The following is a 22,553-nucleotide window of genomic DNA, read 5'->3' as shown; positions in this document are numbered from 1 at the left end:
ATGAACACGGGTCAACTCACGAGTATCCTGCCGCTGATACTTATCGCGGTGGTGTTCTACTTCCTGCTGATTCGTCCGCAGCGCAAGCGTCAGCAGGAAGCGGCTCAGATGCAGAACAGCCTGACCCCCGGGGCGCGGGTGATGACCACGACGGGCCTGTTCGGCACCGTGGTGACGGTGGAGAATGACGATGTGGTCCTCGAAGTGGCCCCTGGCATCGAGACGCGGTGGGTGAAGGCCGCGATCGGCCGTGTCGTCACCCCCGGCGACCCCGTGGTCGATGAGCCCGTGGCCGACGAGCCTCTGACGGATGGCGTGTCCGGCACCGCCGACACGGACAAGGACGGCACCACCGGCACGACCGGCACGACCCCCGAGCGCAACGACGGCCAGGACACCACGAAGTCCTGACTAGGCTTCTGCGACAAACCTCTATCCGAAAGAACTGACGACCAGTGGCCCGACCGACCAGCAGCCACAGCAAGCCGGGGCGGACGCTCCTGCTGCTCCTGGCGCTCATCCTCGCCTTGGGCGGGACGATGTTCCTGCAGAAGGCGTTCACGCCGAAGCTCGGACTCGATCTCGCCGGCGGCACCACGGTGACCCTGTCACCCGTGACCCAGAACGGTGCGGCTCCGCCCGAGGAGATCCTCGACCGCGCGGTCAACATCATCCGTGACCGGGTCAACGGCAACGGCATCTCCGACGCGGAGGTCGCCAAGTCCGGCGACAACATCATCATCTCGATCCCGGGCGTTGGGCAGAACGAGGCGATCGGTCTGGTCTCGACCACCGCGGAGCTGCGCTTCCGCCAGGTTCTCGCCATGGAGGCCACGCAGCTCCCGCAGGAGCTCCCCACCCAGGCGCCGTCCCCGGGCGCCACTCCTTCCGGCTCGGCCTCGCCGTCCGGCACGGGGTCGCCGTCGGCCAGGCCGCAGACGACCTCCAGCCGCTCGGCGGGCACGCCGGGCCCGTCCGTGTCCCCGACGGGCAAGGCGCTGTCCTCGGCGCTGACCGCGCCGACGCCCGCCGCCACGGCCGACTCCGCCAAGCCGCAGAGCACCCGGGGCGCGCGGACGGAGCAGCAGCAGAAGAAGGGCCAGAACGCGAAGGCGACGCCGACCGCCGCTCCCTCGCCGAGCGCCACGCAGCGGCCGGCCGACTCCGGCATCGACACCACGGGCATCGACCCGGCGGTGCTCAAGCAGTTCCAGAGCCTCGACTGCGCCGACCCGAAGAAGCGCGGCCAGGGCGTCCAGGACGACCCGAACAAGCAGTACGCGGCCTGTGAGAGCGACGGCAGCTACAAGTACGTCCTCGACAAGGCCAAGGTCGTCGGCACCGACATCGACACCGCCTCCTCGGGTGTCCGCCAAGGCACCACCGAGTGGCTCGTCCAGCTCGACTTCAAGTCCAAGGGCGCGAGCGCGTGGGCCACGCTGACCGGCCAGGCCGTCAGCGCGCCCGAGCCCCGCAACAAGGTCGCGGTCGTCCTCGACGGCGTCGTCATCACCGCCCCCAACATCATCAGCGCCATCCCCGGCGGCCGCGCCGAGATCACCGGCGGCTTCGACCAGAAGAGCGCCACCGATCTGGCCGAGCAGCTCAAGTACGGCGCGCTGCCGCTGAAGTTCACCCGCAGCTCGGTGGAGACGGTGTCCTCGACGCTCGGCCAGGACCAGCTCCAGGGCGGCCTGATCGCCGGCGTCATCGGCCTGGCGCTCGTGGTGGTCTACAGCCTGCTCTACTACCGCGGCCTCGGCATCGTCGCCGTGCTGAGCCTCGTGGTCGCCTCGATCCTCACCTACACGGCGGTGGTCGTGCTCGGCCACAACGCCAACTTCCGGCTCTCGCTGCCGCACATCATCGGCCTGGTGGTCTCCATCGGCATCACCGCCGACTCCTTCATCGTGTACTTCGAACGCATCCGCGACGAGATGAAGGAAGGCCGCCGGACGCTGCGCGCGGCCGTCGAGGTGGCCTGGGTCCGCGCCCGGCGCACGATCCTGATCGCCGACGCCGTCATGTTCATCGCCGCGGTCGTGCTCTACGCGCTGGCCGTGGGCGGCGTGGCGGGCTTCGCGTTCGCCATGGGCCTGACCACCCTCATCGACATCCTGGTCGTCTTCATGTTCACGAAGCCGTTCATCGCGGTGCTCGCCAGGCTGAAGTTCTTCGCCAAGGGACACCCGCTGTCCGGCCTCGACTCCGAGCGCATGAGCGCCGACCACACCGGCTCCGCCGGCCGTACGACCACCCCGCAGGAGGCCTGACATGGGACTGGGGCGTCGCCTCTACCGCGGCGAGATCGACATCGACTTCGTCGGCCGCTGGAAGCTCTGGTACAGCCTGTCCGGGTTCCTGCTGATCATCTCCATCGCCGGTCTGCTCTTCAACGGGCTCAACCTCGGCGTGGAGTTCAAGGGCGGCACGGTCATCTCGTTCAAGCCGGCGACGGCCACGACCGTGCAGGACGTCCGTGCCACGTTCCTCGAGCAGGGCGTCCACCAGCCGATCGTCCAGACGACCAACCAGCGCTACCGCATCACCAGCGAGGACCTGTCCGAGAGCGAGAGGGCCAAGCTGCAGGACGTCATCAAGCAGAAGTATGACGTCAAGGAGGAGGTCGACGTGCAGGCGATCGGCGCCTCCTGGGGTGGTGAGGTCTCCCAGAAGGCCTGGATCGGCCTGGGCGTGTTCATGCTGGCGATCATCCTGTACCTGTCGATGGCGTTCGAGCCGAAGATGGCGCTGGCCGCCATCGTCGCGCTCGTCCACGACCTCATCATCACGGCGGGCGTCTACGCCTGGTCCGGCTTCGAGGTCACCCCGGCCACGCTGCTGGGCTTCCTGACCATCCTCGGTTACTCGCTCTACGACGCGGTCGTGGTGTTCGACATGATCAAGGAAGTCACGGCCAAGCTGGGCACGACGTCCAAGCAGACGTACTCGATGGCGGCCAACAACGCGCTCAGCCACACGCTGATCCGGTCGCTGAACACGTCGCTGGTCGCGATCCTGCCGGTGGCGGCGATCCTGTTCATCGGCACCACGCTGCTCGGCGCCGGCACGCTGAAGGACCTGTCGCTGGCCCTGTTCGTCGGCATGATCGTCGGCACCTACTCCTCGCTGTGCGTCGCCACGCCGCTGCTGGTGACGCTGAAGGAGCGGGAGCCGAAGTACCAGGCCATCGCCCGGCGCGTCGCCGCCGCGAGCGGAGGCGGCAAGAAGAGCGGCAAGGGAGCCAAGGGCTCCGAGAACGCGGCCGTCGCCAAGGGCTGAGCATGACGCGCGGGGCGGGCCGGCACCACGCCGGCCCGCCCCGCCGCGCGTCCGCCCCCGACACCCGGCCGCACCCCCGTCATCGGCGCGTCATCGATGCGTCATCATGGAGCCCGTCAGCCGCCGGACGAGCCCCTCCCGAAGGAGTCCCGACATGACCGACCTGCGCACGCTGATCCTCGACCGGATCAGGGACGTGCCCGACTACCCGAAGCCCGGCGTGCTGTTCAAGGACATCAGCCCCCTGCTGGCCGACCACGTGGCGTTCGCCGCCGTGGTGGACGAGCTGGCCGGGCTGCACACCGTCGACAAGATCGTCGGCATCGAGGCGCGGGGCTTCATCCTGGCCGCGCCCGTGGCTTACCGCGCGGGAGCGGGATTCGTGCCCGTACGGAAAAAGGGCAAACTCCCCTCCGAAACACTCGAGGAGTCCTACGATCTGGAGTACGGCTCCGCGACCATCGAGGTGCACCGCGACGCTTTCACCGAGGGCGACCGGGTGCTCATCGTCGACGACGTGCTCGCCACCGGCGGCACGGCCGAGGCGACCGTGGAGCTCGTGCGCAGGGCCGGCGCGGAGGTCGTCGGCGTGGCCATGCTCATGGAGCTGGCGTTTCTCAAGGGGCGCGAGCGTCTCACGGGAGTCGACCTGCGCTCCTTGGTGATCGTCTGAGCCGGACCCGCGGGAGGCCAGGTTTCGCGCCTGGATACACTGGGGGACCTGGACTCGAACTAAAGGAGTCTGAGTGCCCCGTGATGTGGTCGTACCCGACGTAACCGACGCAGGAAGTGCCGAGCCCGCCGGCACCCCTGCGACGCGTCGGCGACGGTTTGGGGGTGGGGCCATGAACCCGGTGCTGGAGCCGCTGTTCCGCACGGTCCGGGCCACCCATCCCAAGGCCGACCTGCGCCTGATCGAGCGCGCCTACGAGGTCGCCGCGCACCACCACCGCGACCAGAAGCGCAAGTCCGGCGACCCGTACATCACGCACCCGCTGGCCGTCGCGACGATCCTGGCCGAGCTCGGCACCGACGACGAGACGCTGTGCGCGGCCCTGCTGCACGACACCGTCGAGGACACCTCCTACGGCCTGGACGAGCTGCGCGCCGACTTCGGCGACACGATCGGCTCGCTCGTCGACGGCGTCACCAAGCTGGACAAGGTCAAGTTCGGCGACGCGGCCCAGGCCGAGACCGTGCGCAAGATGGTCGTCGCGATGTCGCGCGACATCCGCGTGCTCGTCATCAAGCTGGCCGACCGGCTGCACAACATGCGCACCATGCGCTACCTGCCCGAGCACAAGCGCCACCAGAAGTCCCGCGAGACGCTGGAGATCTTCGCCCCGCTCGCCCACCGCCTGGGCATGAACACGATCAAGTGGGAGCTGGAGGACCTCGCCTTCGCCATGCTCTACCCCAAGCGCTACGACGAGATCGCGCGCATGGTGTCGGAGCGGGCCCCGCGGCGCGACCTGTTCCTGCAGGAGGTCATCGAGAAGGTCTCCGGCGACCTGCGCGACGCCAAGATCCGCGCGGTGGTGAAGGGCCGGCCGAAGCACTACTACTCCGTCTACCAGAAGATGATCGCCCGCGACGTCGCCTTCGACGACATCTACGACCTGGTCGGCATCAGGGTCCTCGTCGACAGCGTGCGCGACTGCTATGCGGCCCTCGGAACGATCCACGCGCGATGGAACCCGGTGCCCGGCCGGTTCAAGGACTACATCGCGATGCCGAAGTTCAACATGTACCAGTCGCTGCACACCACGGTCATCGGCCCCGAGGGCAAGCCGGTGGAGCTGCAGATCCGCACCCACGCCATGCACCACCGGGCCGAGTACGGCGTGGCCGCCCACTGGAAGTACAAGGAGGAGGTCGGCGCCGCTCCCGGCCCCCAGGGCAAGGTCAAGCCGGGCAGCGACATGGCCTGGCTGCGGCAGCTCCTCGACTGGCAGAAGGAGACCTCCGACCCGGGCGAGTTCCTGGAGTCGCTGCGCTTCGACCTGTCCGTCTCCGAGGTGTACGTCTTCACCCCGCGCGGCCAGGTGGTGGCGCTACCCGAGGGGGCGACGCCGGTCGACTTCGCCTACGCCGTCCACACCGAGGTCGGCCACCGCTGCATCGGCGCGCGGGTCAACGGGCGCCTGGTGCCGCTGGAGTCGCGCCTCGGCAACGGCGACACGGTCGAGATCTTCACCTCCAAGTCGCCCGACGCCGGGCCGTCGCGCGACTGGCTGAAGTTCGTCAAGTCGGGCCGGGCCCGCAACAAGATCCGGCAGTGGTTCTCCAAGGAGCGCCGCGAGACCGCGATCGAGGCGGGCAAGGAGGCCATCGGCCGGGCCATGCGCAAGCAGGGGCTGCCGCTGCAGCGGCTGATGTCCGGCGAGTCGCTGCTGGCGCTCGCCCGCGACCTGCGCTACCCCGACGTGTCGGCGCTCTACGCGGCCGTCGGCGAGGGCCACGTCGCCGCCCAGACGGTCGTGCAGAAGCTCGTGAGCTCCATCGGCGGGGTGGAGAGCGCCGAGGAGGACATCGCCGAGACGTCGCTGCCGACGCGGCTGCGCGGCCGCCCCCGGGGCGGCGGCGCCGGGGTGGTCGTCGCGGGCGACGCCGACGTGTGGGTGCGCCTGTCCAAGTGCTGCACCCCGGTGCCCGGGGACGAGATCGTCGGCTTCGTCACGCGCGGCCACGGCGTGTCGGTCCACCGGGCCGACTGCACGAACGTGCAGCAGCTCAAGGAGCAGCCGGACCGCCTGGTCGAGGTGAGCTGGTCACCGGGCGACGACTCGGTGTTCCTGGTGGCGATCCAGGTGGAGGCCCTCGACCGGCCGCGCCTGCTGTCGGACGTCACGCGCACGCTGTCCGACCAGCACGTCAACATCCTCAGCGCGTCGGTCACCACCTCGCGCGACCGGGTCGCGGTCAGCAAGTTCACCTTCGAGATGGGCGACCCGAAGCACCTGGGCCACGTGCTCAAGGCCGTGCGCAACATCCAGGGCGTCTTCGACGTCTACCGGGTCAGCGGCGCGGGAAGCTGACACCCCGCCCGCCGTACGGAAACGCGAGCCGTACGGCACGGCGGCGCGCCGCCCGGCGCGGACCCGCAGGCGACCCCCGTCGCCCGCGAAAGCCCGCGGCCCGCTGATGAGCCGGCAGCCCGAGCCGGCTGCGGAGCGCGTCAGCCCCAGCCGGCCGCGGAGCGGGTCAGCTGAACTCGGCCAGCGTGCGCTCGGCCTCCTCCAGCCACGAGCGGCGGGCGGCCAGCGCCTCCTCGGCCTCCTTGACGTCCTTGGCCCGGCCCGCGTCCTGTGCCTTGGCCAGACGCTTCTCCAGCTGCTCGATCGAGGTGCGGAGCTGGTCGACCGTGCTCTGGGCGCGGGCACGCGCCTCGGGGTTGGACCGCTTCCACTCGGCCTCCTCGGCCCTGCGGACGGCGTCGTCCACCTTGCGCAGGCCGCCCTCCAGGCGGTCGCGCTGGTCGCGCGGCACCGGGCCGGCGGCCTCCCACCGCTCCACGAGATGCCGCAGCGCGGCGCGGGCGGTGCGCACGTCGGTGACCGGCAGGATCTTCTCCGCCTCGGCCAGCAGCTGCTCCTTGACCTCGGCATTGGCCGCGAGCGAGGCGTCACGCTCGGCGAACACCGCCGAACGCGCCTGGAAGAACTCGTCCTGGGCGCCCTTGAAGCGGGCCCACAGCTCGTCCTCCACCTCGCGCGAGGCCCGGCCGGCGCTCTTCCACTGCTGCATCAGGTCGCGGTAGGCCGCGGCCGTGCCGCCCCAGTCGGTCGAGCCGGCGATGGCCTCGGCCTCCTGGACGATGCGCTCCTTGGTGGCGCGGATGCCCTCACGCTGCTCGTCGAGGCCCGCGAAGTAGTGCTTGCGGCGCTTGGCGAACGCGGTGCGGGCGGCCGACAGCCGCTTCCACAGGGCCGCCTCGGTGACCCGGTCGATGCGGTCGGCGGCCTTCCACTCCTCGACGATCTGGCGCAGCCGCTCGCCGCCGGACTTCCAGTGCGTCGTCTCCTCGGCGATGCGCTCCGCCTCGGCGACGATGCGCTCCTTGACCGCCCTGGCCTCGCCGCGCGCCTTCTCGCGGGCGGCCTTGACCTCCTCGCGGCGGTGCGCGACGAGCTCGGTCAGGCCGTCGAGGCGGGCGGTCAGCGCGCCCAGGTCGCCGACGGCGTGCGCCTCGGCCACGGCCTCGCGCAGCTTGACGATGCTGGCCTCGGCCTGGGCGGGCGCCAGGTCGGTGCCCTTGACCCGCTGCTCCAGCAGCTGCACCTGGCCGGCCAGCTCGTCGTACTTGCGATGGAAGTATGCCAGCGCTTCCTCGGGTTCACCGGCCTGCCAGGAGCCGACGGCGCGCTCTCCCTCAGCCGTACGCACGTAGACGGTGCCGTCGTCGTCTACCCGGCCCCACGGGTCGGTGCTCACCGTGTCCTCCCGCACTTTCCATCAGACCCTTCGGGACATGTTGTCCCTTGTTGTATTACGTCAGCTCTTGCCAGCTATTGTCACGTCTTTGATTTCGACGGTTTCCTTCGGTGCTCCCGTACCGTCCCCGGCGTCACCCATGACGCCTGCCTTGTTGACCTTGTCCAGGATGTCGAGCCCCTTCGTGATCGTACCCACCGGCGTGTAATCGGGCGTAAGACCGATATCGCCATAGACGAGGAAGAACTGGCTGCCCGTGCTGCCCGGCGCCTGCGTCTTGGCCATCGCCATCACGCCGCGCTTGTACGTGGCTCCCTTGAGATTCTCCTCGGCCATCACGTAGCCGGGGCCGCCGGAGCCGTCCTGCCCGGGCTTGCCGTCGGCCTTGGCCGTCGGGTCACCGCACTGGAGCATCGGGAACTTGTCGCTGCCCAGCCGGTGGCACTTGCTGCCGTCGTAGTAGTTCTTCTTGGCCAGGAACGCCAGCGAGTTGACCGTGCAGGGCGCCTTGGCGTTGTCGAGCTCGACCTTGATGTCGCCCAGGTTGGTCACCAGCGTCATGGTCTTCGTGGCGGGCTTGGGCGACACCTTCGCCGGCGGCATGCCGACGTCCTTGACCGTGCCGCCGCCGGTGTCGGCCACGTATCCGCACGTGCCGGTCGCCGGGTCGTACGGCTTGGGCTGCGCCGCCGGGGCCGCCGTGGCGGTGTCCTGAGGCGCGGAGGTGTCCTGCGCCGAGGCGGTGGGCGTCGCCGCTGCCTCGTTGTTCGGATCGCCGCCCAGCAGGGCGACCGCGGCGACGATGCCGCCTACCACGACCACGACTCCCACCGTGGAGCCGATGATCGCGGTGCGCTTGGCCCGCTGCTCGCGCTCGATGCGGCGCTGCAACTGCCGCTCGTGGTGCTCGCGTGCCAGCTGCTTCTGCCGGTCCTTCCCCGTGGCCACCGCTTTGCCTCCCATAGTCAATCAACTGAGGTGGGCGAATCGTATCGGCCAACGGGCGATGATTCGCAGCCCGGCGACCCGCACCGGTACCCTTCGGTTACATTCCCATTGGCTTTTTTGACGAGATCACCTGAGGCAGATGCTCATCGCAGGCTTCCCCGCAGGGGCCTTCCAGACCAATTGTTACGTCATCGCGCCCGCGGCGGGCGAGGAGTGCGTGATCGTCGACCCTGGTCAGGACGCCGTGGACGGGGTCGACGAGCTGCTGCGCGAGCACCGGCTCAAGCCGGTCGCGGTGCTGCTCACCCACGGTCACCTCGACCACGTCTGGTCGGTGGCCCCGGTGTGCGGCGCGCGGGACGTGCCGGCCTGGATCCACCCCGAGGACCGCCACCTGCTGTCCGACCCGGCCGCGGGCTGGTCGCCGACGAGCTCCCAGATCTTCGGCGGCATCACGCTGAGCGAGCCCGACGACGTGCGGGAGCTGTCCGACGGGGCCACGCTGCCCCTGGCCGGCCTGGAGTTCGTGGTCGACCACACGCCCGGCCATACCAGGGGGTCGGTGAGCTTCCGGCTGCCCGGCGACGCGATCATGTTCGCGGGCGACCTGCTGTTCGCCGGCTCCATCGGCCGCACCGACCTGCCGGGCGGCGACCACCCGACGATCCTGCGCAGCCTGGCCGCCAAGTGCCTGACGCTGCCGGACGATACGGTCGTCCTGCCGGGCCACGGACCACAGACCACGATCGGCCGCGAGCGCGCCACCAATCCTTATCTCAAGGAGGCCGCGCCGCACGCCGGTCCCACACGAGGGATCTGATGAACTTCCAAGCACCCAAAGGTGTCAAGGAGTACGTACCACCACAGGCGGCGACGTTCTCCGCGATCCGCGCGGCGTTCGCGGAGACGGCCAGGCGCGCCGGCTACGCCTACCTGGAGACCGCGGTCTTCGAGGACACCCAGCTCTTCGCCCGTGGCGTCGGCGAGTCCACCGACGTCGTCAGCAAGGAGATGTACACCTTCACCGACCGCGGCGGCAGGTCGCTGACGCTGCGCCCGGAGTTCACCGCCGGTGTGCTGCGCGCGGTCCTGGAGTACGGCCTGCACCGCGGCCAGCTCCCGGTGAAGGTCTGGACCGACGGGCCGGTGTTCCGCGCCGAGGCGCCCCAGGAGGGCCGCTACCGGCAGTTCTACCAGCTCGACCTGGAGGCGATCGGCAGCGAGGACCCGGCGGTCGACGCCGAGACCATCGCGCTGGCCTGGCAGTGGTACTCCGCGCTCGGCCTCACCCAGGTGCGGCTGCTGCTCAACTCGCTGGGCTGCAAGGAGTGCCGCCCCGTCTACCGGGCCCGGCTGCAGGAGTTCCTGCGGGGGCTCGACCTCGACGAGGCGACCAGGGCGCGGATCGAGATCAACCCGCTGCGCGTGCTCGACGACAGGCGTCCGGAGGTCCGCGCGCAGGTCGAGGACGCGCCGCTCATCGGCGACCACCTGTGCGCCGACTGCAAGTCGTACCACGACCGTGTCAAGCAGCTCCTGGCCGATCTCGGCATCCCGTGGGAGGACACCCCGAGGCTGGTGCGCGGGCTCGACTACTACACCCGCACCACCTTCGAGTTCGACCACCCCCTGCTCGGCGCGCAGTCCGGCATCGGCGGCGGCGGCCGTTACGACGGGCTCTCCGAGGCCATCGGCGGGCCGGCGCTGCCCGGCATCGGCTTCGGGCTCGGCCTCGACCGCACCGTCATCGCCCTGGAGCGCGAGGGCGTCGCCCCCGCGGCCCCGCCCCGCTGCGAGGTGTACGGTGTGCCGCTGGGCGAGGAGGCGGCGCGGGCCATGTTCAGGCTCCTGAGCGAGCTGCGGGCGGCCGGGGTCGCCGCCGACATGGCCTTCGGGGGCAAGGGGCTGAAGGGCGCCATGAAGGGCGCGGACCGCTCGGGCGCCCGCTTCGCCCTCATCCTCGGTGAGCGCGACCTGGCCGCGCAGGCCGTCCAACTGAAAGACCTGACCACCGCTGAGCAGACCGAGGTGCCGCTGGCCCAGGTCGTCGACGTTCTGAAAGGGAAAGTGCAGTGATTCGCACGCATACGGCCGGGTCGCTCCGTGAGGAGCACGCCGGGCAGCAGGTGACGCTCGCGGGATGGGTGGCCCGGCGCCGTGACCACGGCGGCGTGGTCTTCATCGACCTGCGCGACGCCTCCGGCTCGGCGCAGGTGGTCTTCCGCGAGGAGGACCACGCCCACGACCTGCGCGCCGAGTACTGCGTGAAGGTCGTCGGCCAGGTCCGGGTGCGCCCGGAGGGCAACGAGAACCCCGACCTGCCCACCGGCGCCATCGAGGTGGTGGCCGAGGAGGTGGAGGTGCTCAGCGAGTCGGCTCCGCTGCCGTTCCCCATCGAGGGCAACGTCGGCGTCTCCGAGGAGGCCCGCCTCAAGTACCGCTACCTCGACATCCGCCGCCAGCAGGTGGCCCAGTCGATGCGCACCCGCTCCAAGGCCACCTACCTGGCCAACGAGGTGATGAACGAGCTCGGCTTCGTCTACGTCGAGACGCCGACGCTGACCCGCTCCACGCCCGAGGGCGCCCGCGACTTCCTCGTGCCGGTCCGTCTCCAGCCCGGCAACTGGTACGCCCTGCCGCAGTCGCCGCAGCTGTTCAAGCAGCTCCTCCAGGTGGGCGGCCTGGAGCGCTACTACCAGCTCGCCAAGTGCTACCGCGACGAGGACCTGCGCGCCGACCGGCAGCCCGAGTTCACCCAGATCGACGTCGAGATGTCGTTCGTCGACCAGGAGGACGTCATCGCGGTCGGCGAGAAGCTGATCGGCCGGCTGTGGCGTGAGGTGCTGGGCTACGAGATCCCGATGCCGCTGCCGCGCATGACCTACGCCGACGCGATGGCCCGCTTCGGCTCCGACAAGCCCGACCTGCGCTTCGGCCAGGAGCTCGTGGACATGACCGAGTACTTCTCGGCCACCACGTTCCGGGTCTTCCAGGCCGACTACGTGGGCGCGGTCGTCATGCCCGGCGGCGCCTCCCAGACCCGCAAGGAGCTCGACGGCTGGCAGGAGTGGGCCCGCTCGCGCGGCGCCAAGGGCCTGGCCTACGTGCTCGTGCAGGCCGACGGCACGCTCGGCGGCCCCGTGGCCAAGAACCTGTCGGAGCAGGAGCTGTCCGGCCTGGCCGCCGCGGTCAAGGCCGAGCCGGGCGACGCGATCTTCTTCGCGGCCGGCGCCCGCAACGCCTCCCGCGACCTGCTGGGCGCCGCCCGCCTGGAGATCGGCCGCCGCTGCGGGCTGATCGACGAGTCGCAGTGGTCGTTCCTGTGGGTGGTGGACGCCCCCATGTTCGAGGAGGACGGCGAGGGCGGCTGGACCGCGGTCCACCACCCGTTCACCGGCCCCAAGCCCGAGTGGGCCGACACCTTCCAGGACCACCCGGCCGAGGCGCTGGCCTACGCCTACGACATGGTGTGCAACGGCATGGAGATCGGCGGCGGCTCCATCCGTATCCACCGCGCCGAGATGCAGCAGCGCGTCTTCGACGTGCTGGGCATCTCCAAGGAGGAGGCCGAGAGCAAGTTCGGCTTCCTGCTGGAGGCGTTCAAGTACGGCCCCCCGCCGCACGGAGGCATCGCCTACGGCTGGGACCGCATCTGCATGCTGCTGTCGGACGGCGAGTCCATCCGCGACGTCATCGCCTTCCCGAAGACGGCCTCCGGCTTCGACCCGCTCACCGGAGCCCCCACGCCCATCACGGGCGCCCAGCGCAAGGAGGCCGGTGTCGACGCCCGGCCCAAGGCCGAGGCGTAGTCACAGACCGGTTACAGGCCGTCCCAGGCGGCACCAGTGCGCCCCGTCTCCCTCGCGGAGGCGGGGCGCCCGCGTTCTCCGGCCCGCTTCCGGAGGTGGCCCCGGAACGCAGCCGGCCGCCTCCCGGAGGGCAACCGGGGAGGCGGCCGGCTCGGGCCTGAGGGCGGGTCAGTTCATGACGACCCGCTTGATGACGATCGGGTTCTTCGGCGCGGTGGAGCCGCCGTCGCCGGTGATGTCCGCCTCGTTGACGATGACGCCGTCCTTGGCCACCTTCTCGATGATCTCCAGGCCGGAGCTGACCATGCCGAGCACCGAGAACTGCGGCTCGATCTGCGCGTTCTCGTCCGACAGCGAGATGGCGAACTGGCTGCTGTTCTGCCCCGCCGCGTCCTGCGGCTGGGTCAGGAACACCACGCCCCGCGTGTACGGGACGGCGCCGACGGCCTCGTCCGGGTAGACGTAGCCCGCGGTGCCCTGGCCGTCGGTCGGGTTCTTGCCGTCGGCCTTGGCCTTGGGGTCGCCGCACTGGAGCAGGAACAGGCCCGAGGTCTCGGGCGTCACCAGCCGGTGGCACTTGGTGTTGTCGTAGAAGTGCTTCTTGGCCAGGAACGCCATCGAGTTGACCGAACACGGCGTGAGGTTCGGGTCGATGTCGATGACGATGTTGCCGTGGTTGGTGACCACGGTCATCGTCTTCAGCTTCAGGTTGGGCCGCTTGCCCGGCATGCCGACGTACTTCTGCGGCACGTCCGAGGTGTCCCGCTTGTAGGTGCAGGTGACCGGGCCGGTGCGCGTCGGGCTGGCCGAGGCCGTGGGCAGCGCGGCCGACGGGGTGGCCGAGGCGGACGGCGTGCTCTCGGCCGCGACGGTCCTGGCCGGCTCCCGGTTGATCAGGGTGGTCGCGGCGTAGATGCCGCCCGCCACCACGACGACGGCCACGCCTGCGCCGATGAAGGTGTTGCGCCTCGCCTTGGCGGACTGCGCGGCGGCACGCTCCGCCTGCCGCTCCTTGTGCTCCCGCGCCAGCTGGCTCTGGCGGTCTTCGCCGCTCACCGGTATGTCCTCCACTTTGCCTACACATGACCAAACAACTCCGCGAATGCTACCGGCCCCGGAATGTGATGGGCGTAAGTGAAGGAACCGGGTCACTGGTGCGCGGCGGGTCGTGAACCATATGGTCCTACGGCACGTGGTTGAAATAAGGACCAAAAGAGGTGCGAGCCATGTTCGACCAGATCCTCGGGCTGCCGGCGCACGCGTTGATCATTCATTTCGCCGTCGTCATGACACCGCTGCTGGCCGTGGTCGCCGTCGCGTACGCGCTGCTGCCGAGCAGGCGCGCGTTGCTGGGCTGGGCCCTCGTGCTGCTCTCCTTGGCGGCGCCCGTCGCGGTCTTCGCGGCCAAGGAGAGCGGCGAGCGGCTCAGGGAGGCCCGCTTCGCCGCGGCCGGCGGCACGCTCGGGGCGCAGATCGAGACGCACGAGAGCTTCGCCGGGCCGCTCCTGCTGTCGGTGGCCGGCCTCGCGGCGGCCTCGCTGGTGCTCGTGTACGCCACCACGTCCACGCGCGGCTCCACCCGCGACCGCTTCGGCCGCGGCGCCACGCTGGGCCTGTCCGCCCTGTCCGTGGTGCTCGCCGTCACGGCCGCCTACTTCGTCTTCCGGGCGGGTGACTCCGGGGCGAGGGCCGTGTGGGGCGGCGGCTCGTAGCCCTCAGCGGTCCTCCTGTGATGGACCGCCGGGCGTGGACCAGCGTGTAATCTCACGCTGTGGAGAGCTTGTTCGATTCGGCGGCCGAGCAGGCCACACCTCAGCCGCTCGCGGTCCGGATGCGCCCGCGCACGCTCGACGAGGTGATCGGCCAGCGCCACCTGCTCGGCCCCGGCACCCCGCTGCGCCGCCTCGTCGAGAGCGAGGCCCCCATGTCGCTCTTCCTGTGGGGACCGCCCGGCACCGGCAAGACCACGCTCGCCTACGTCGTCTCCAACGTCACCAAGCGCCGCTTCGTCGAGGTCTCCGCGGTCTCGGCCGGGGTCAAGGACGTCCGCGCCGCCATCGAGCAGGCCCGCCGCGAGCTGGGCATGACGGGCCGGCAGACCGTCCTGTTCGTCGACGAGGTCCACCGCTTCAACAAGGCGCAGCAGGACGCCCTGCTGCCCGCCGTGGAGAACCGCTGGGTCACCTTCATCGGCGCCACCACCGAGAACCCGTTCTTCTCCGTCATCTCGCCGCTGCTGTCGCGCTCGCTGCTGCTCACGCTGGAGTCGCTGTCCGACGACGACATCCGCACGGTGCTGGAGCGCGCCGCGGCCGAGGAGCGCGGGCTCGGCGGCCGCGCCACCCTGGCCCCCGAGGCGCTCGACCACCTCGTACGCCTGGCCGGCGGCGACGCCCGCCGCTCGCTGACGTACCTGGAGGCGGCGGCCCTGCTGGAGGACGAGATCACGGTCGAGGTGGTGGAGCGGGCCGTCGACAAGGCGGCCGTCCGCTACGACCGGCAGGGCGACCAGCACTACGACGTGATCAGTGCGTTCATCAAGTCGATGCGCGGTTCCGACGCCGACGCCGCGCTCCACTACCTCGCCCGCATGGTCGAGGCCGGCGAGGACCCCCGCTTCATCGCCCGGCGCATCGTCATCTTCGCCTCCGAGGACGTCGGCATGGCCGACCCCACCTGCCTGCAGACCGCGGTGGCCGTCGCCCAGGCCGTCCAGCTCATCGGCCTGCCCGAGGCGCAGATCAACCTGGCCCACGCCGTCATCCACTGCGCGCTGGCCCCCAAGTCCAACGCCGTCGTCAAGGCCATCGGCGCCGCGGCCGGCGACGTGCGGCGCGGCCTCATCGGCCAGGTGCCGGTCCACCTGCGCGACGCCCACTACCCGGGCGCCGCCAAGCTCGGCAGCGGCGAGGGCTACAAGTATCCCCACGACTTCGACCACGGCCTCGTCCGCCAGGAGTACGCGCCGGAGCAGGTGCGGCAGCGGCGCTACTACGAGCCCACCCGGCACGGCGCCGAGGCCCCGGTCGCCGACCGCTGGGCCAAGATCCGCGACTTCCTCCGGGGCACCTGACCTCCCGCCCGGCCCTCACGCGGAAGGCCGGCGACCGCGGGAGGCGGGCGGAGGTGACCACGGGCCTGGTGACCATGGGCCACGTGACCGGCGGGGCGGATGGCGGCGGGGCAGGTCGGCCGCAGGGCGGTTGATCGCCGGCCGGGTGATCACGACCCGGTGATCACGGTGCGGCGGATCCGGCGGCGCCTCCTTTGCCCAGTAACCTGGGTGCCCGAACGCGATAGGGTTCTTGCGTTTCCGGCGCAGCGTACGAGGGAGATGACCGGATGCTTACCGCTGGAGAGGTCGCCGGGCTGATCGCGGCCACGGGCTGGATAGTCCTGGTGTGCGTGCTCACTATGGTCCTCGTCAGGCTCGCCAGGCTGCTGACCGAGACCACCCGGGCGGTCTCCGACCTCAGCAGCCGCGTGGCGCCGCTGCTCGACGACGTCAGCGTCACGGTCAACGAGACCAACCGGCAGCTCGTCGCCGTCGAGGCGATCGCGCAGGACCTCAAGCAGGTCAGCGGCCACGCCGCCCGCCTGAGCGCGGTGACCCAGACCATCTTCACCGGCCCCCTGATCAAGGTGTCGGCGCTCGGCTACGGGCTGCGCCGGGCCATCGAGGCCCGCCGCCCCGGCAAGCCGCGCGCCGCCGGTGGCCGGGCGACCGGCCAGGCGACGGGTCAGGCAGTGGGCCAGGCGGCCGGTCAGGCGGTTCGCCAGACCGGGAGGCGCCCGTGATCCGCCGACTGTTCTACCTGTCCCTCGGCGCGTTCCTCGCCCTGTGGGTGATGCGCAAGCTGCAGGCGCTCCAGCCCGACCACGTGGCCCGTCGCACGGCCGCCGGCGCGGCGGGCATGCTCGCGCGGGTGAGAGACTTTACTTCCGACGCGCTCGGCGAGGCGGCCGACCGCGAAACCGAGTTGCGGGCCAGGTTCGGCCTTGACCAGTCTGGTCAGGGCGACTGAGCGCCAACGGATCGACCACATACGACTAACGCAAAGGATGGCCACCATGGAGTCGGCAGAGATCGCGCGCCGCTTCCTGCGCTTCTTCGAGGAGCGTGGGCACAAGGTAGTGCCCTCGGCCAGCCTGATCGCAGAGGACCCGACGCTTCTCCTGGTCAACGCAGGTATGGTGCCGTTCAAGCCGTACTTCCTGGGGCAGCGCAAGCCTCCGGCGTCCCGGCTGACCACCGCCCAGAAGTGCGTCCGCACGCCCGACATCGACGAGGTGGGCAAGACCACCCGTCACGCCACGTTCTTCCAGATGCTGGGCAACTTCTCCTTCGGCGACTACTTCAAGGCCGAGGTCATCCCGTTCGCCTGGGAGCTGCTCACCCGCTCCGAGTCCGAGGGCGGCTTCGGCTTCCCCGAGGACCGGCTGTGGGCGACCGTCTACCACGAGGACGACGAGGCGTTCGACATCTGGCACAACAAGGTCGGGCTGCCCGCCGAGCGCATCCAGCGCCGCGGCCTTGAGGACAACTACTGGCACATGGGCGTGCCCGGCCCCGGCGGTCCCTGCTCGGAGATCTACTACGACCGCGGCCCCGAGTACGGCAAGGACGGCGGCCCCGTCGCCGACGAGGACCGTTACCTCGAGGTCTGGAACCTCGTGTTCATGCAGTACCAGCTCAGCCAGGTTCGCAGCAAGGTCGACTTCGACATCAGCGGCGAGCTGCCGAGCAAGAACATCGACACCGGCATGGGCCTGGAGCGCATGGCGGCGATCCTGCAGGGCGTCGACAACATCTACGAGATCGACACCACGTACAAGATCCTCGACCGGGCGGCCGAGCTCACCAAGACCCGCTACGGCCGCGACGCGCGCGCCGACGTGAGCCTGCGTGTCATCGCCGACCACGTGCGCACCGGCACCATGCTCGTGGCCGACGGCGTCATGCCCGGCAACGAGGGCCGCGGCTACGTCCTGCGCCGCATCCTGCGCCGCAGCGTGCGCAACCTGCGCCTGCTCGGCTCCGGCGACGAGCGCTACATGCACGAGCTCACCCGGGTCGCGATCGACGTCATGGGCGAGCAGTATCCCGAGCTCAAGGCCGACGCGCCGCAGATCCACGGCGTCATCGACGCCGAGGAGGCGTCGTTCCTCGGCACGCTGCGCACCGGCACCGCGATCTTCGACGTCGCGGTCGAGGAGACCAAGCGCAAGGCGGGCTCCTCGATCTCCGGCGAGCAGGCGTTCCAGCTCCACGACACCTACGGCTTCCCCATCGACCTGACGCTGGAGATGGCCTCCGAGCACGGCCTCGCGGTCGACGAGGAGGGCTTCCGCCGCCTGATGAAGGAGCAGCGGGAGCGGGCCAAGGCCGACGCCGCGGCGAAGAAGACCGGCAACGCCGACATCTCCGTCTTCGGGCAGCTCCTGGAGAAGGCCGGCAAGGTCGAGTTCCTCGGCTACGACGAGACGGAGGCCGAGACCACCGTCGTCGGTGTCCTCGTCGACGGCGTGCCCGTCCCGGCGGCGGGCGCCGGCTCGACCGTCGAGGTCGTGCTCGGCCGCACCCCGTTCTACGCCGAGGGCGGCGGCCAGCTCGCCGACCAGGGCGTCATCCGCACGGCCGGCGCCGAGGTCGAGATCGTCGACGTGCAGTCGCCGATCAAGGGCCTGGTCGTCCACCGCGGCAAGGTGCGCTCCGGCGAGCTGCGGGCCGGCGACGAGGCGCAGGCCGAGATCGACATCGAGCGGCGCCGCGCCATCTCGCGCAGCCACAGCGCCACCCACCTCGTCCACCGCGGCTTCAAGAACGCCCTGGGCGAGTCGGCGGCGCAGGCCGGCTCGGAGAACTCTCCCGGCCGCTTCCGCTTCGACTTCACCGCGGCCGGCGCCGTCCCGCCGAGCGTGCTGCGCGACGTCGAGGACGAGGTCAACGCCGTCCTCATCAACGACCTCAAGGTCAACGCGTTCTACACCTCCCAGGCCGAGGCCCGGGCGATGGGCGCGCTGGCCATGTTCGGCGAGAAGTACGGCGACGAGGTCCGCGTGGTGGAGATCGGCGACTACTCCCGCGAGCTGTGCGGCGGCACCCACGTCCACAGCTCCGGCCAGCTCGGCCTGGTCAAGGTGCTCGGCGAGCAGTCGGTCGGCGCGGGCGTGCGCCGCGTCGAGGCGCTCGTCGGCATCGACGCCTTCCGCTTCCTGGCCCGCGAGAGCGTGCTGGTCGCCCAGCTCACCGAGCAGCTCAAGGCGCGCCGCGAGGAGCTGCCCGAGCGCATCGAGGGCATCGTCACCCGGCTGCGCACCGCCGAGAAGGACCTGGAGCGGCTCCGTTCCGCGCAGGTGCTCCAGGTGGCCGGCGAGCTGGCCTCCCAGGCCCGTGACCAGCAGGGCGTCTCCGTGGTGACACACCGCGCGCCTGATGGCACGACCGGCGACGATTTGCGTAAGCTCGCGCTTGATGTACGTGGCAGATTCCCGGCCGACAGGCCTGCGGTCGTCGTGATCGCCGGTGTCCCCTCCGACCGACCCGTGGTGGTCTCCGCGGTCAACGAGGCGGGACGTGAGCGAGGGCTCAAGGCCGGGAGACTGGTCGGCGTCGCCGCCAAGGCTCTTGGGGGTGGCGGTGGAGGCAAGGACGACGTCGCGCAGGGTGGCGGCACGCGCCCGGAGGCGATCGGCGACGCGCTGCGGCTGGTCGAGCAGGCCATCGAAGGACAGCTCGGCTGACATGCGGTTCGGCTCACGGATCGGCGTCGACGTCGGGTCCGTCCGTATCGGCGTGGCCCGCAGCGACCCGTCGGGGATGCTGGCCACGCCGGTCGAGACCGTCAGGCGCGGCAAGGGCGACCTCGACCGCATCGCCGCCATCGCGGCGGAGCACGAGGCGATCGAGGTCGTCGTCGGCCTGCCGACCTCCCTGTCCGGCAGGGAGGGGCAGGCCGCCGCGCTGGCCCGCGAGTTCGCGGGCGCGCTGGCGGGGCGGCTCGCGCCGACCCCGGTCCGGCTGTTCGACGAGCGCCTCACGACGGTGGCCGCCCAGCAGGGGCTGAGAGCCAGCGGCGTACGGGCCAAGAAGCAGCGTGACGTGGTCGACCAGGCGGCGGCGGTGGTGCTGCTGCAGGACGCCCTGGACGCCGAGAGAGCCACCGGCGCCCCGCCGGGCAGGCCCGTCGATCCGCCGTCCGCGGCGGACGCCGGGCCCACCTCATGACCCGCCCTCCGACACGGCACGGCCGCTCCGGTCACGGAGCACGCCGATGAGCGGGGGAGCGGCGCGGGGGCCCGACGAGGATCCCCACGCCGGCGCCCCCCACCCGAACCCGCCCTCCTCGGAGTCCCCGACGCCGGCGACCGGCGGCCGTGAGGACACCGAGCAGGCGAAGGACGGCCGGGGCCGCGACGCAGCGGCTGGACCGGACGCCGAACGGGGGGAGGACGAGGCGGACACACTGCCGCTGCCCGTGGGGCGGCGGGAAGGCGTGCGCCGGGCCGTCGTCGTCGCCGGTGGCGTCACGCTGTCCGCGCTCGTCCTGGCGGCGGGCGTGTACGCGCTGGTCAGGCCGTACCTGAACCCGGACGACCCCGGGCACACCGGAGCCGTCACCGTCCGCATCACGCCCGGCGCCGGCGCCGCCGACGTCGGCGAGCTGCTGGCGGCCAGCGGGGTGGTGACGAGCGCCCGCTCCTTCGTGGAGGCGGCCGAACGGCGCGAGCCGGACGAGGAGCTCAAGCCCGGCTTCTACCGGCTGCGCACCGGCATGGCCGCCGGTGAGGCGCTCGACCTGCTCCTCGCACCCGCCTCGGGGGCCGTCCGGCGGGTCACGTTGCCGGAGGGCATGCGGCTGGACGAGACCCTGCGGCACCTCGCCGAGCAGTCCGGCGTGCCGCTCGCGGACCTGCGGGCGGTCGACTCCCGCCAGGTCGGCCTGCCCGACTACGCGCAGGGGCTGGAGGGCTTCCTGTTCCCCGCCACGTACGCGGTGCAGCCCGGCACGACCGCCGGGGGACTGCTCACGGCGATGGCGCAGCGGTTCGCGACCGTCGCGGACCGGCTCCACCTGGAGGAGCGGGCGGCCCGGCTGGGCCTGACCCCGCTCCAGGCCGTCACGGTGGCCAGCATCGTGCAGGCCGAGCCCGCCAAGGACGCCGATTACCCGAAGATCGCCCGGGTGATCTATAACCGGCTGAGGCGTGACATGCCGCTCCGGATCGACTCCACCATCCTGTACGCCCTGGGCAAGCGGACGCCCCGCCTGTCACGGAGCGACACGAAGGTGGGCTCGCCGTACAACACGTACACGCGCAAGGGGCTGCCGCCCGGGCCGATCTCCAACCCCGGGGTGACGGCGCTGAAGGCGGCCCTCCACCCGGCCAAGGGTGATTGGTACTGGTTTGTCACGACGGATCCGGCGCATAGAATCACCAAATTCACCGACAAAGAGAGCGAGTTCGTGAGATACCGGGAAGAGTTGAACGCATACCTCGGGACGAACTGATGCTCCCCGCGACGCCCCCCACCTCCCGGAGGATCGGCGAGATCCCCGGGCGGAGTCACGGAGCCGGGACACCGGCACTCTTCTCGTCGCCCCGCACGGCTACGGAGAGTGACGTCCCCAGGGTATCGGTGCATGACCGGCGGATTCCCCCGTTCCGTACGGTGACCCCCCACTGTTCGGTCCGGCCGCTTGACGGCGGGCGCACCGAACCGGGAGATTGGCCAGCGCACCTATGAGCGAGCTCGATATGGATTTCCTGCTGGGCGCCGAGGACGACGACGAAGGTCGTGACCGGCGCCGGTCCCGTGGTTCCGGCGGACGCGGCAACCGGAGGCGGCGCAGACGCCGCAGCCGCGGCCGCTTCATCGCCCCGCTTCTCGCGTTCATCGTCCTCGCCGGCATCATCGGCGGCGGCGGCTACTTCGGTTACCAGTGGATCAGCGGCGCCCTCGTCCCCGACGACTACACGGGGCAGGGCCAGGGCAACGTGGTGATCGAGATCAAGGAGGGGCAGAGCGCCTCCGACGTCGCCCTGGAGCTGGAGCGGCAGGGGGTCGTGGCCAGCGCCCGGGCCTTCACCAACGCCGCCGCCAGCGCCAACATGAGCTCCAAGCTCCAGCCAGGCTCGTACACCATGCGCAAGCGCATGTCCGCCGCCAACGCGGTCAAGCTGCTGGACTCGGGCAACCGTCTGCTCGTACGGGTGACCATCAAGGAGGGCCTGCGCGTCTCCGACACGCTCAGCCAGCTCGCCAAGGCGACAGGCAAGCCGGAGAAGGAGTTCCTCGCCGCAGCCCGCAACGCGCGTGCGCTGGACCTGCCCAAGTACGCGAAGAACAAGCCGGAGGGTTACCTCTTCCCGGCCACGTACGAGTTCCAGCCCAAGACCACGCCGGCGGAGATCCTGACCACGATGGTCGAGCGCTTCGGGGACGCGGCCGACAAGGCGAGCCTGGAGGAGAGCGCCAAGAGCCTGGGCCACACCCCGGGGGAGATCGTCACGATCGCGAGCATCATCCAGGCCGAGGCCGGCCGGTACGAGGACATGCCCAAGATCGCCCGGGTGATCTACAACCGCCTCGACCGCCAGCCGCCGATGAAGCTGGAGATGGACAGCACGGTCATGTACGCGCTCGGCAAGTACGGCACGGCCGCGACCCACGCGCAGCTCAAGACGCCTTCTAAGTACAACACCTACATGTGGCCGGGATTGCCGCCTGGCCCGATCTCCAACCCCGGTGAGCACGCGCTGGAGGCGGCACTCAATCCCGCCAAGGGCTCCTGGCTGTACTTCGTCGCCACCGACCCGAACAGCACCGTCACCAAGTTCGCCACCACGGACGCCGAGTTCCAGGCGCTCCTGAACGAGTACCGCAAGAACGGCGGCTGACCGCGTGCGCCGGGCCCATCCACCGGACCCGGCACACGCGACGAACGACCGGTGACCGGAGCCGAACCGGCGAGCACGGCCGGCCGGCGTGGCGGGGGGGCGGCCCCCCCGCCCCCGGGGGGCCCCCCGCCCCGGCCCCGCCGGGCAGAACCCGCCGGGGGCCCCCCGGCCCCGGCC

General features: G+C 70.8%; 19 protein-coding genes. 16 read left to right on the top strand and 3 right to left on the bottom strand.

Annotated elements, in window-relative coordinates:
• The 5 genes from yajC (at position 1) to AB0H64_RS38870 (ending at position 6,320) form a co-directional block, all read left to right on the top strand.
• Positions 1-411 (top strand): preprotein translocase subunit YajC, encoded by a 411-nt coding sequence (gene yajC, locus AB0H64_RS38890; protein WP_357635159.1) that lies wholly within the window; start codon positions 1-3, stop codon positions 409-411.
• 44 nt (positions 412-455) lie between these two features.
• On the top strand, positions 456-2,273 hold the full coding sequence (gene secD, locus AB0H64_RS38885) for a protein translocase subunit SecD (protein WP_357635156.1): 1,818 nt from the start codon (positions 456-458) through the stop codon (positions 2,271-2,273).
• Between the two features lies 1 nt (position 2,274).
• Positions 2,275-3,282, top strand: coding sequence for a protein translocase subunit SecF (gene secF / locus AB0H64_RS38880; protein ID WP_357635153.1), 1,008 nt, complete (start codon positions 2,275-2,277; stop codon positions 3,280-3,282).
• 154 nt (positions 3,283-3,436) lie between these two features.
• Positions 3,437-3,955: an adenine phosphoribosyltransferase gene (locus AB0H64_RS38875; protein WP_357635150.1), complete on the top strand. Its 519-nt coding sequence runs from the start codon at positions 3,437-3,439 to the stop codon at positions 3,953-3,955.
• A 172-nt stretch (positions 3,956-4,127) separates the two neighbouring features.
• A complete protein-coding gene (locus AB0H64_RS38870) occupies positions 4,128-6,320 on the top strand; it encodes a bifunctional (p)ppGpp synthetase/guanosine-3',5'-bis(diphosphate) 3'-pyrophosphohydrolase (protein WP_357635147.1) in 2,193 nt (730 codons plus the stop codon).
• Positions 6,321-6,486: 166 nt separating this feature from the next.
• On the opposite strand, the gene AB0H64_RS38865 is transcribed toward AB0H64_RS38870, so the two are convergent.
• Both AB0H64_RS38865 and AB0H64_RS38860 read right to left on the bottom strand, forming a co-directional pair.
• A complete protein-coding gene (locus AB0H64_RS38865; RefSeq protein WP_357635144.1) occupies positions 6,487-7,716 on the bottom strand; it encodes a DUF349 domain-containing protein in 1,230 nt (409 codons plus the stop codon).
• 60 nt (positions 7,717-7,776) lie between these two features.
• On the bottom strand, positions 7,777-8,664 hold the full coding sequence (locus tag AB0H64_RS38860) for a peptidylprolyl isomerase (RefSeq protein WP_357635140.1): 888 nt from the start codon (positions 8,662-8,664) through the stop codon (positions 7,777-7,779).
• A 139-nt stretch (positions 8,665-8,803) separates the two neighbouring features.
• On the opposite strand from AB0H64_RS38860, the gene AB0H64_RS38855 reads away from it, so the two are divergent.
• The 3 genes from AB0H64_RS38855 to aspS are packed head-to-tail and all read left to right on the top strand — an operon-like array spanning position 8,804 to position 12,473.
• On the top strand, positions 8,804-9,484 hold the full coding sequence (locus AB0H64_RS38855) for an MBL fold metallo-hydrolase (protein ID WP_357635138.1): 681 nt from the start codon (positions 8,804-8,806) through the stop codon (positions 9,482-9,484).
• The gene (gene hisS / locus AB0H64_RS38850) at positions 9,484-10,740 is read left to right on the top strand and encodes a histidine--tRNA ligase (protein WP_357635135.1); all 1,257 of its coding nucleotides are present in this window, start codon (positions 9,484-9,486) and stop codon (positions 10,738-10,740) included. Before AB0H64_RS38855 ends, hisS begins: the two co-directional genes overlap by 1 nt.
• The gene (gene aspS / locus AB0H64_RS38845; protein ID WP_357635132.1) at positions 10,737-12,473 is read left to right on the top strand and encodes an aspartate--tRNA ligase; all 1,737 of its coding nucleotides are present in this window, start codon (positions 10,737-10,739) and stop codon (positions 12,471-12,473) included. Before hisS ends, aspS begins: the two co-directional genes overlap by 4 nt.
• Positions 12,474-12,641: 168 nt before the next feature.
• Here aspS and AB0H64_RS38840 read toward each other — a convergent pair whose 3' ends face one another.
• Positions 12,642-13,529 carry a peptidylprolyl isomerase gene (locus AB0H64_RS38840; RefSeq protein WP_357635129.1) on the bottom strand — a complete coding sequence of 296 codons (888 nt, stop codon included), beginning with the start codon at positions 13,527-13,529 and terminating at the stop codon, positions 12,642-12,644.
• 170 nt (positions 13,530-13,699) lie between these two features.
• Here AB0H64_RS38840 and AB0H64_RS38835 point away from each other — a divergent pair, with 170 nt between their 5' ends.
• The 8 genes from AB0H64_RS38835 (at position 13,700) to mltG (AB0H64_RS38800) (ending at position 22,376) form a co-directional block, all read left to right on the top strand.
• Positions 13,700-14,185 (top strand): hypothetical protein, encoded by a 486-nt coding sequence (locus tag AB0H64_RS38835; RefSeq protein ID WP_357635127.1) that lies wholly within the window; start codon positions 13,700-13,702, stop codon positions 14,183-14,185.
• Positions 14,186-14,304: 119 nt separating this feature from the next.
• Positions 14,305-15,546, top strand: a complete 1,242-nt coding sequence (locus tag AB0H64_RS38830) for a replication-associated recombination protein A (RefSeq protein WP_357635194.1) — start codon at positions 14,305-14,307, stop codon at positions 15,544-15,546.
• Positions 15,547-15,815: 269 nt separating this feature from the next.
• Entirely contained in the window at positions 15,816-16,271 is a 456-nt protein-coding gene (locus tag AB0H64_RS38825) for a DUF948 domain-containing protein (protein WP_357635124.1), read from the top strand.
• Entirely contained in the window at positions 16,268-16,498 is a 231-nt protein-coding gene (locus AB0H64_RS38820) for a hypothetical protein (protein WP_310712333.1), read from the top strand. Before AB0H64_RS38825 ends, AB0H64_RS38820 begins: the two co-directional genes overlap by 4 nt.
• 46 nt (positions 16,499-16,544) lie before the next feature.
• Complete coding sequence (alaS, locus tag AB0H64_RS38815) at positions 16,545-19,217, top strand: alanine--tRNA ligase (protein WP_357635120.1); 2,673 nt, start codon at positions 16,545-16,547, stop codon at positions 19,215-19,217.
• Between the two features lies 1 nt (position 19,218).
• On the top strand, positions 19,219-19,701 hold the full coding sequence (gene ruvX / locus AB0H64_RS38810; protein ID WP_357635117.1) for a Holliday junction resolvase RuvX: 483 nt from the start codon (positions 19,219-19,221) through the stop codon (positions 19,699-19,701).
• 46 nt (positions 19,702-19,747) lie between these two features.
• A complete protein-coding gene (gene mltG, locus AB0H64_RS38805; RefSeq protein ID WP_357635114.1) occupies positions 19,748-20,986 on the top strand; it encodes an endolytic transglycosylase MltG in 1,239 nt (412 codons plus the stop codon).
• A 232-nt stretch (positions 20,987-21,218) separates the two neighbouring features.
• Entirely contained in the window at positions 21,219-22,376 is a 1,158-nt protein-coding gene (mltG, locus tag AB0H64_RS38800) for an endolytic transglycosylase MltG (protein WP_357635111.1), read from the top strand.
• Positions 22,377-22,553: the final 177 nt, after the last annotated feature.

It is taken from the genome of Nonomuraea sp. NPDC050733, from assembly GCF_040654215.1.
Taxonomy (GTDB): domain Bacteria; phylum Actinomycetota; class Actinomycetes; order Streptosporangiales; family Streptosporangiaceae; genus Nonomuraea.
This window is presented reverse-complemented; position numbering and strand designations above follow the sequence as displayed.

Coding starts and splice junctions, on each gene's coding strand:
- yajC (WP_357635159.1), top strand. CDS start 1: ATGAACACGGGTCAACTCACGAGTATCCTGCCGCTGATACTTATCGCG.
- secF (WP_357635153.1), top strand. CDS start 2,275: ATGGGACTGGGGCGTCGCCTCTACCGCGGCGAGATCGACATCGACTTC.
- AB0H64_RS38875 (WP_357635150.1), top strand. CDS start 3,437: ATGACCGACCTGCGCACGCTGATCCTCGACCGGATCAGGGACGTGCCC.
- AB0H64_RS38870 (WP_357635147.1), top strand. CDS start 4,128: ATGAACCCGGTGCTGGAGCCGCTGTTCCGCACGGTCCGGGCCACCCAT.
- AB0H64_RS38855 (WP_357635138.1), top strand. CDS start 8,804: ATGCTCATCGCAGGCTTCCCCGCAGGGGCCTTCCAGACCAATTGTTAC.
- hisS (WP_357635135.1), top strand. CDS start 9,484: ATGAACTTCCAAGCACCCAAAGGTGTCAAGGAGTACGTACCACCACAG.
- AB0H64_RS38835 (WP_357635127.1), top strand. CDS start 13,700: ATGTTCGACCAGATCCTCGGGCTGCCGGCGCACGCGTTGATCATTCAT.
- AB0H64_RS38830 (WP_357635194.1), top strand. CDS start 14,305: ATGCGCCCGCGCACGCTCGACGAGGTGATCGGCCAGCGCCACCTGCTC.
- AB0H64_RS38825 (WP_357635124.1), top strand. CDS start 15,816: ATGCTTACCGCTGGAGAGGTCGCCGGGCTGATCGCGGCCACGGGCTGG.
- alaS (WP_357635120.1), top strand. CDS start 16,545: ATGGAGTCGGCAGAGATCGCGCGCCGCTTCCTGCGCTTCTTCGAGGAG.
- ruvX (WP_357635117.1), top strand. CDS start 19,219: ATGCGGTTCGGCTCACGGATCGGCGTCGACGTCGGGTCCGTCCGTATC.
- mltG (WP_357635114.1), top strand. CDS start 19,748: ATGAGCGGGGGAGCGGCGCGGGGGCCCGACGAGGATCCCCACGCCGGC.
- mltG (WP_357635111.1), top strand. CDS start 21,219: ATGAGCGAGCTCGATATGGATTTCCTGCTGGGCGCCGAGGACGACGAC.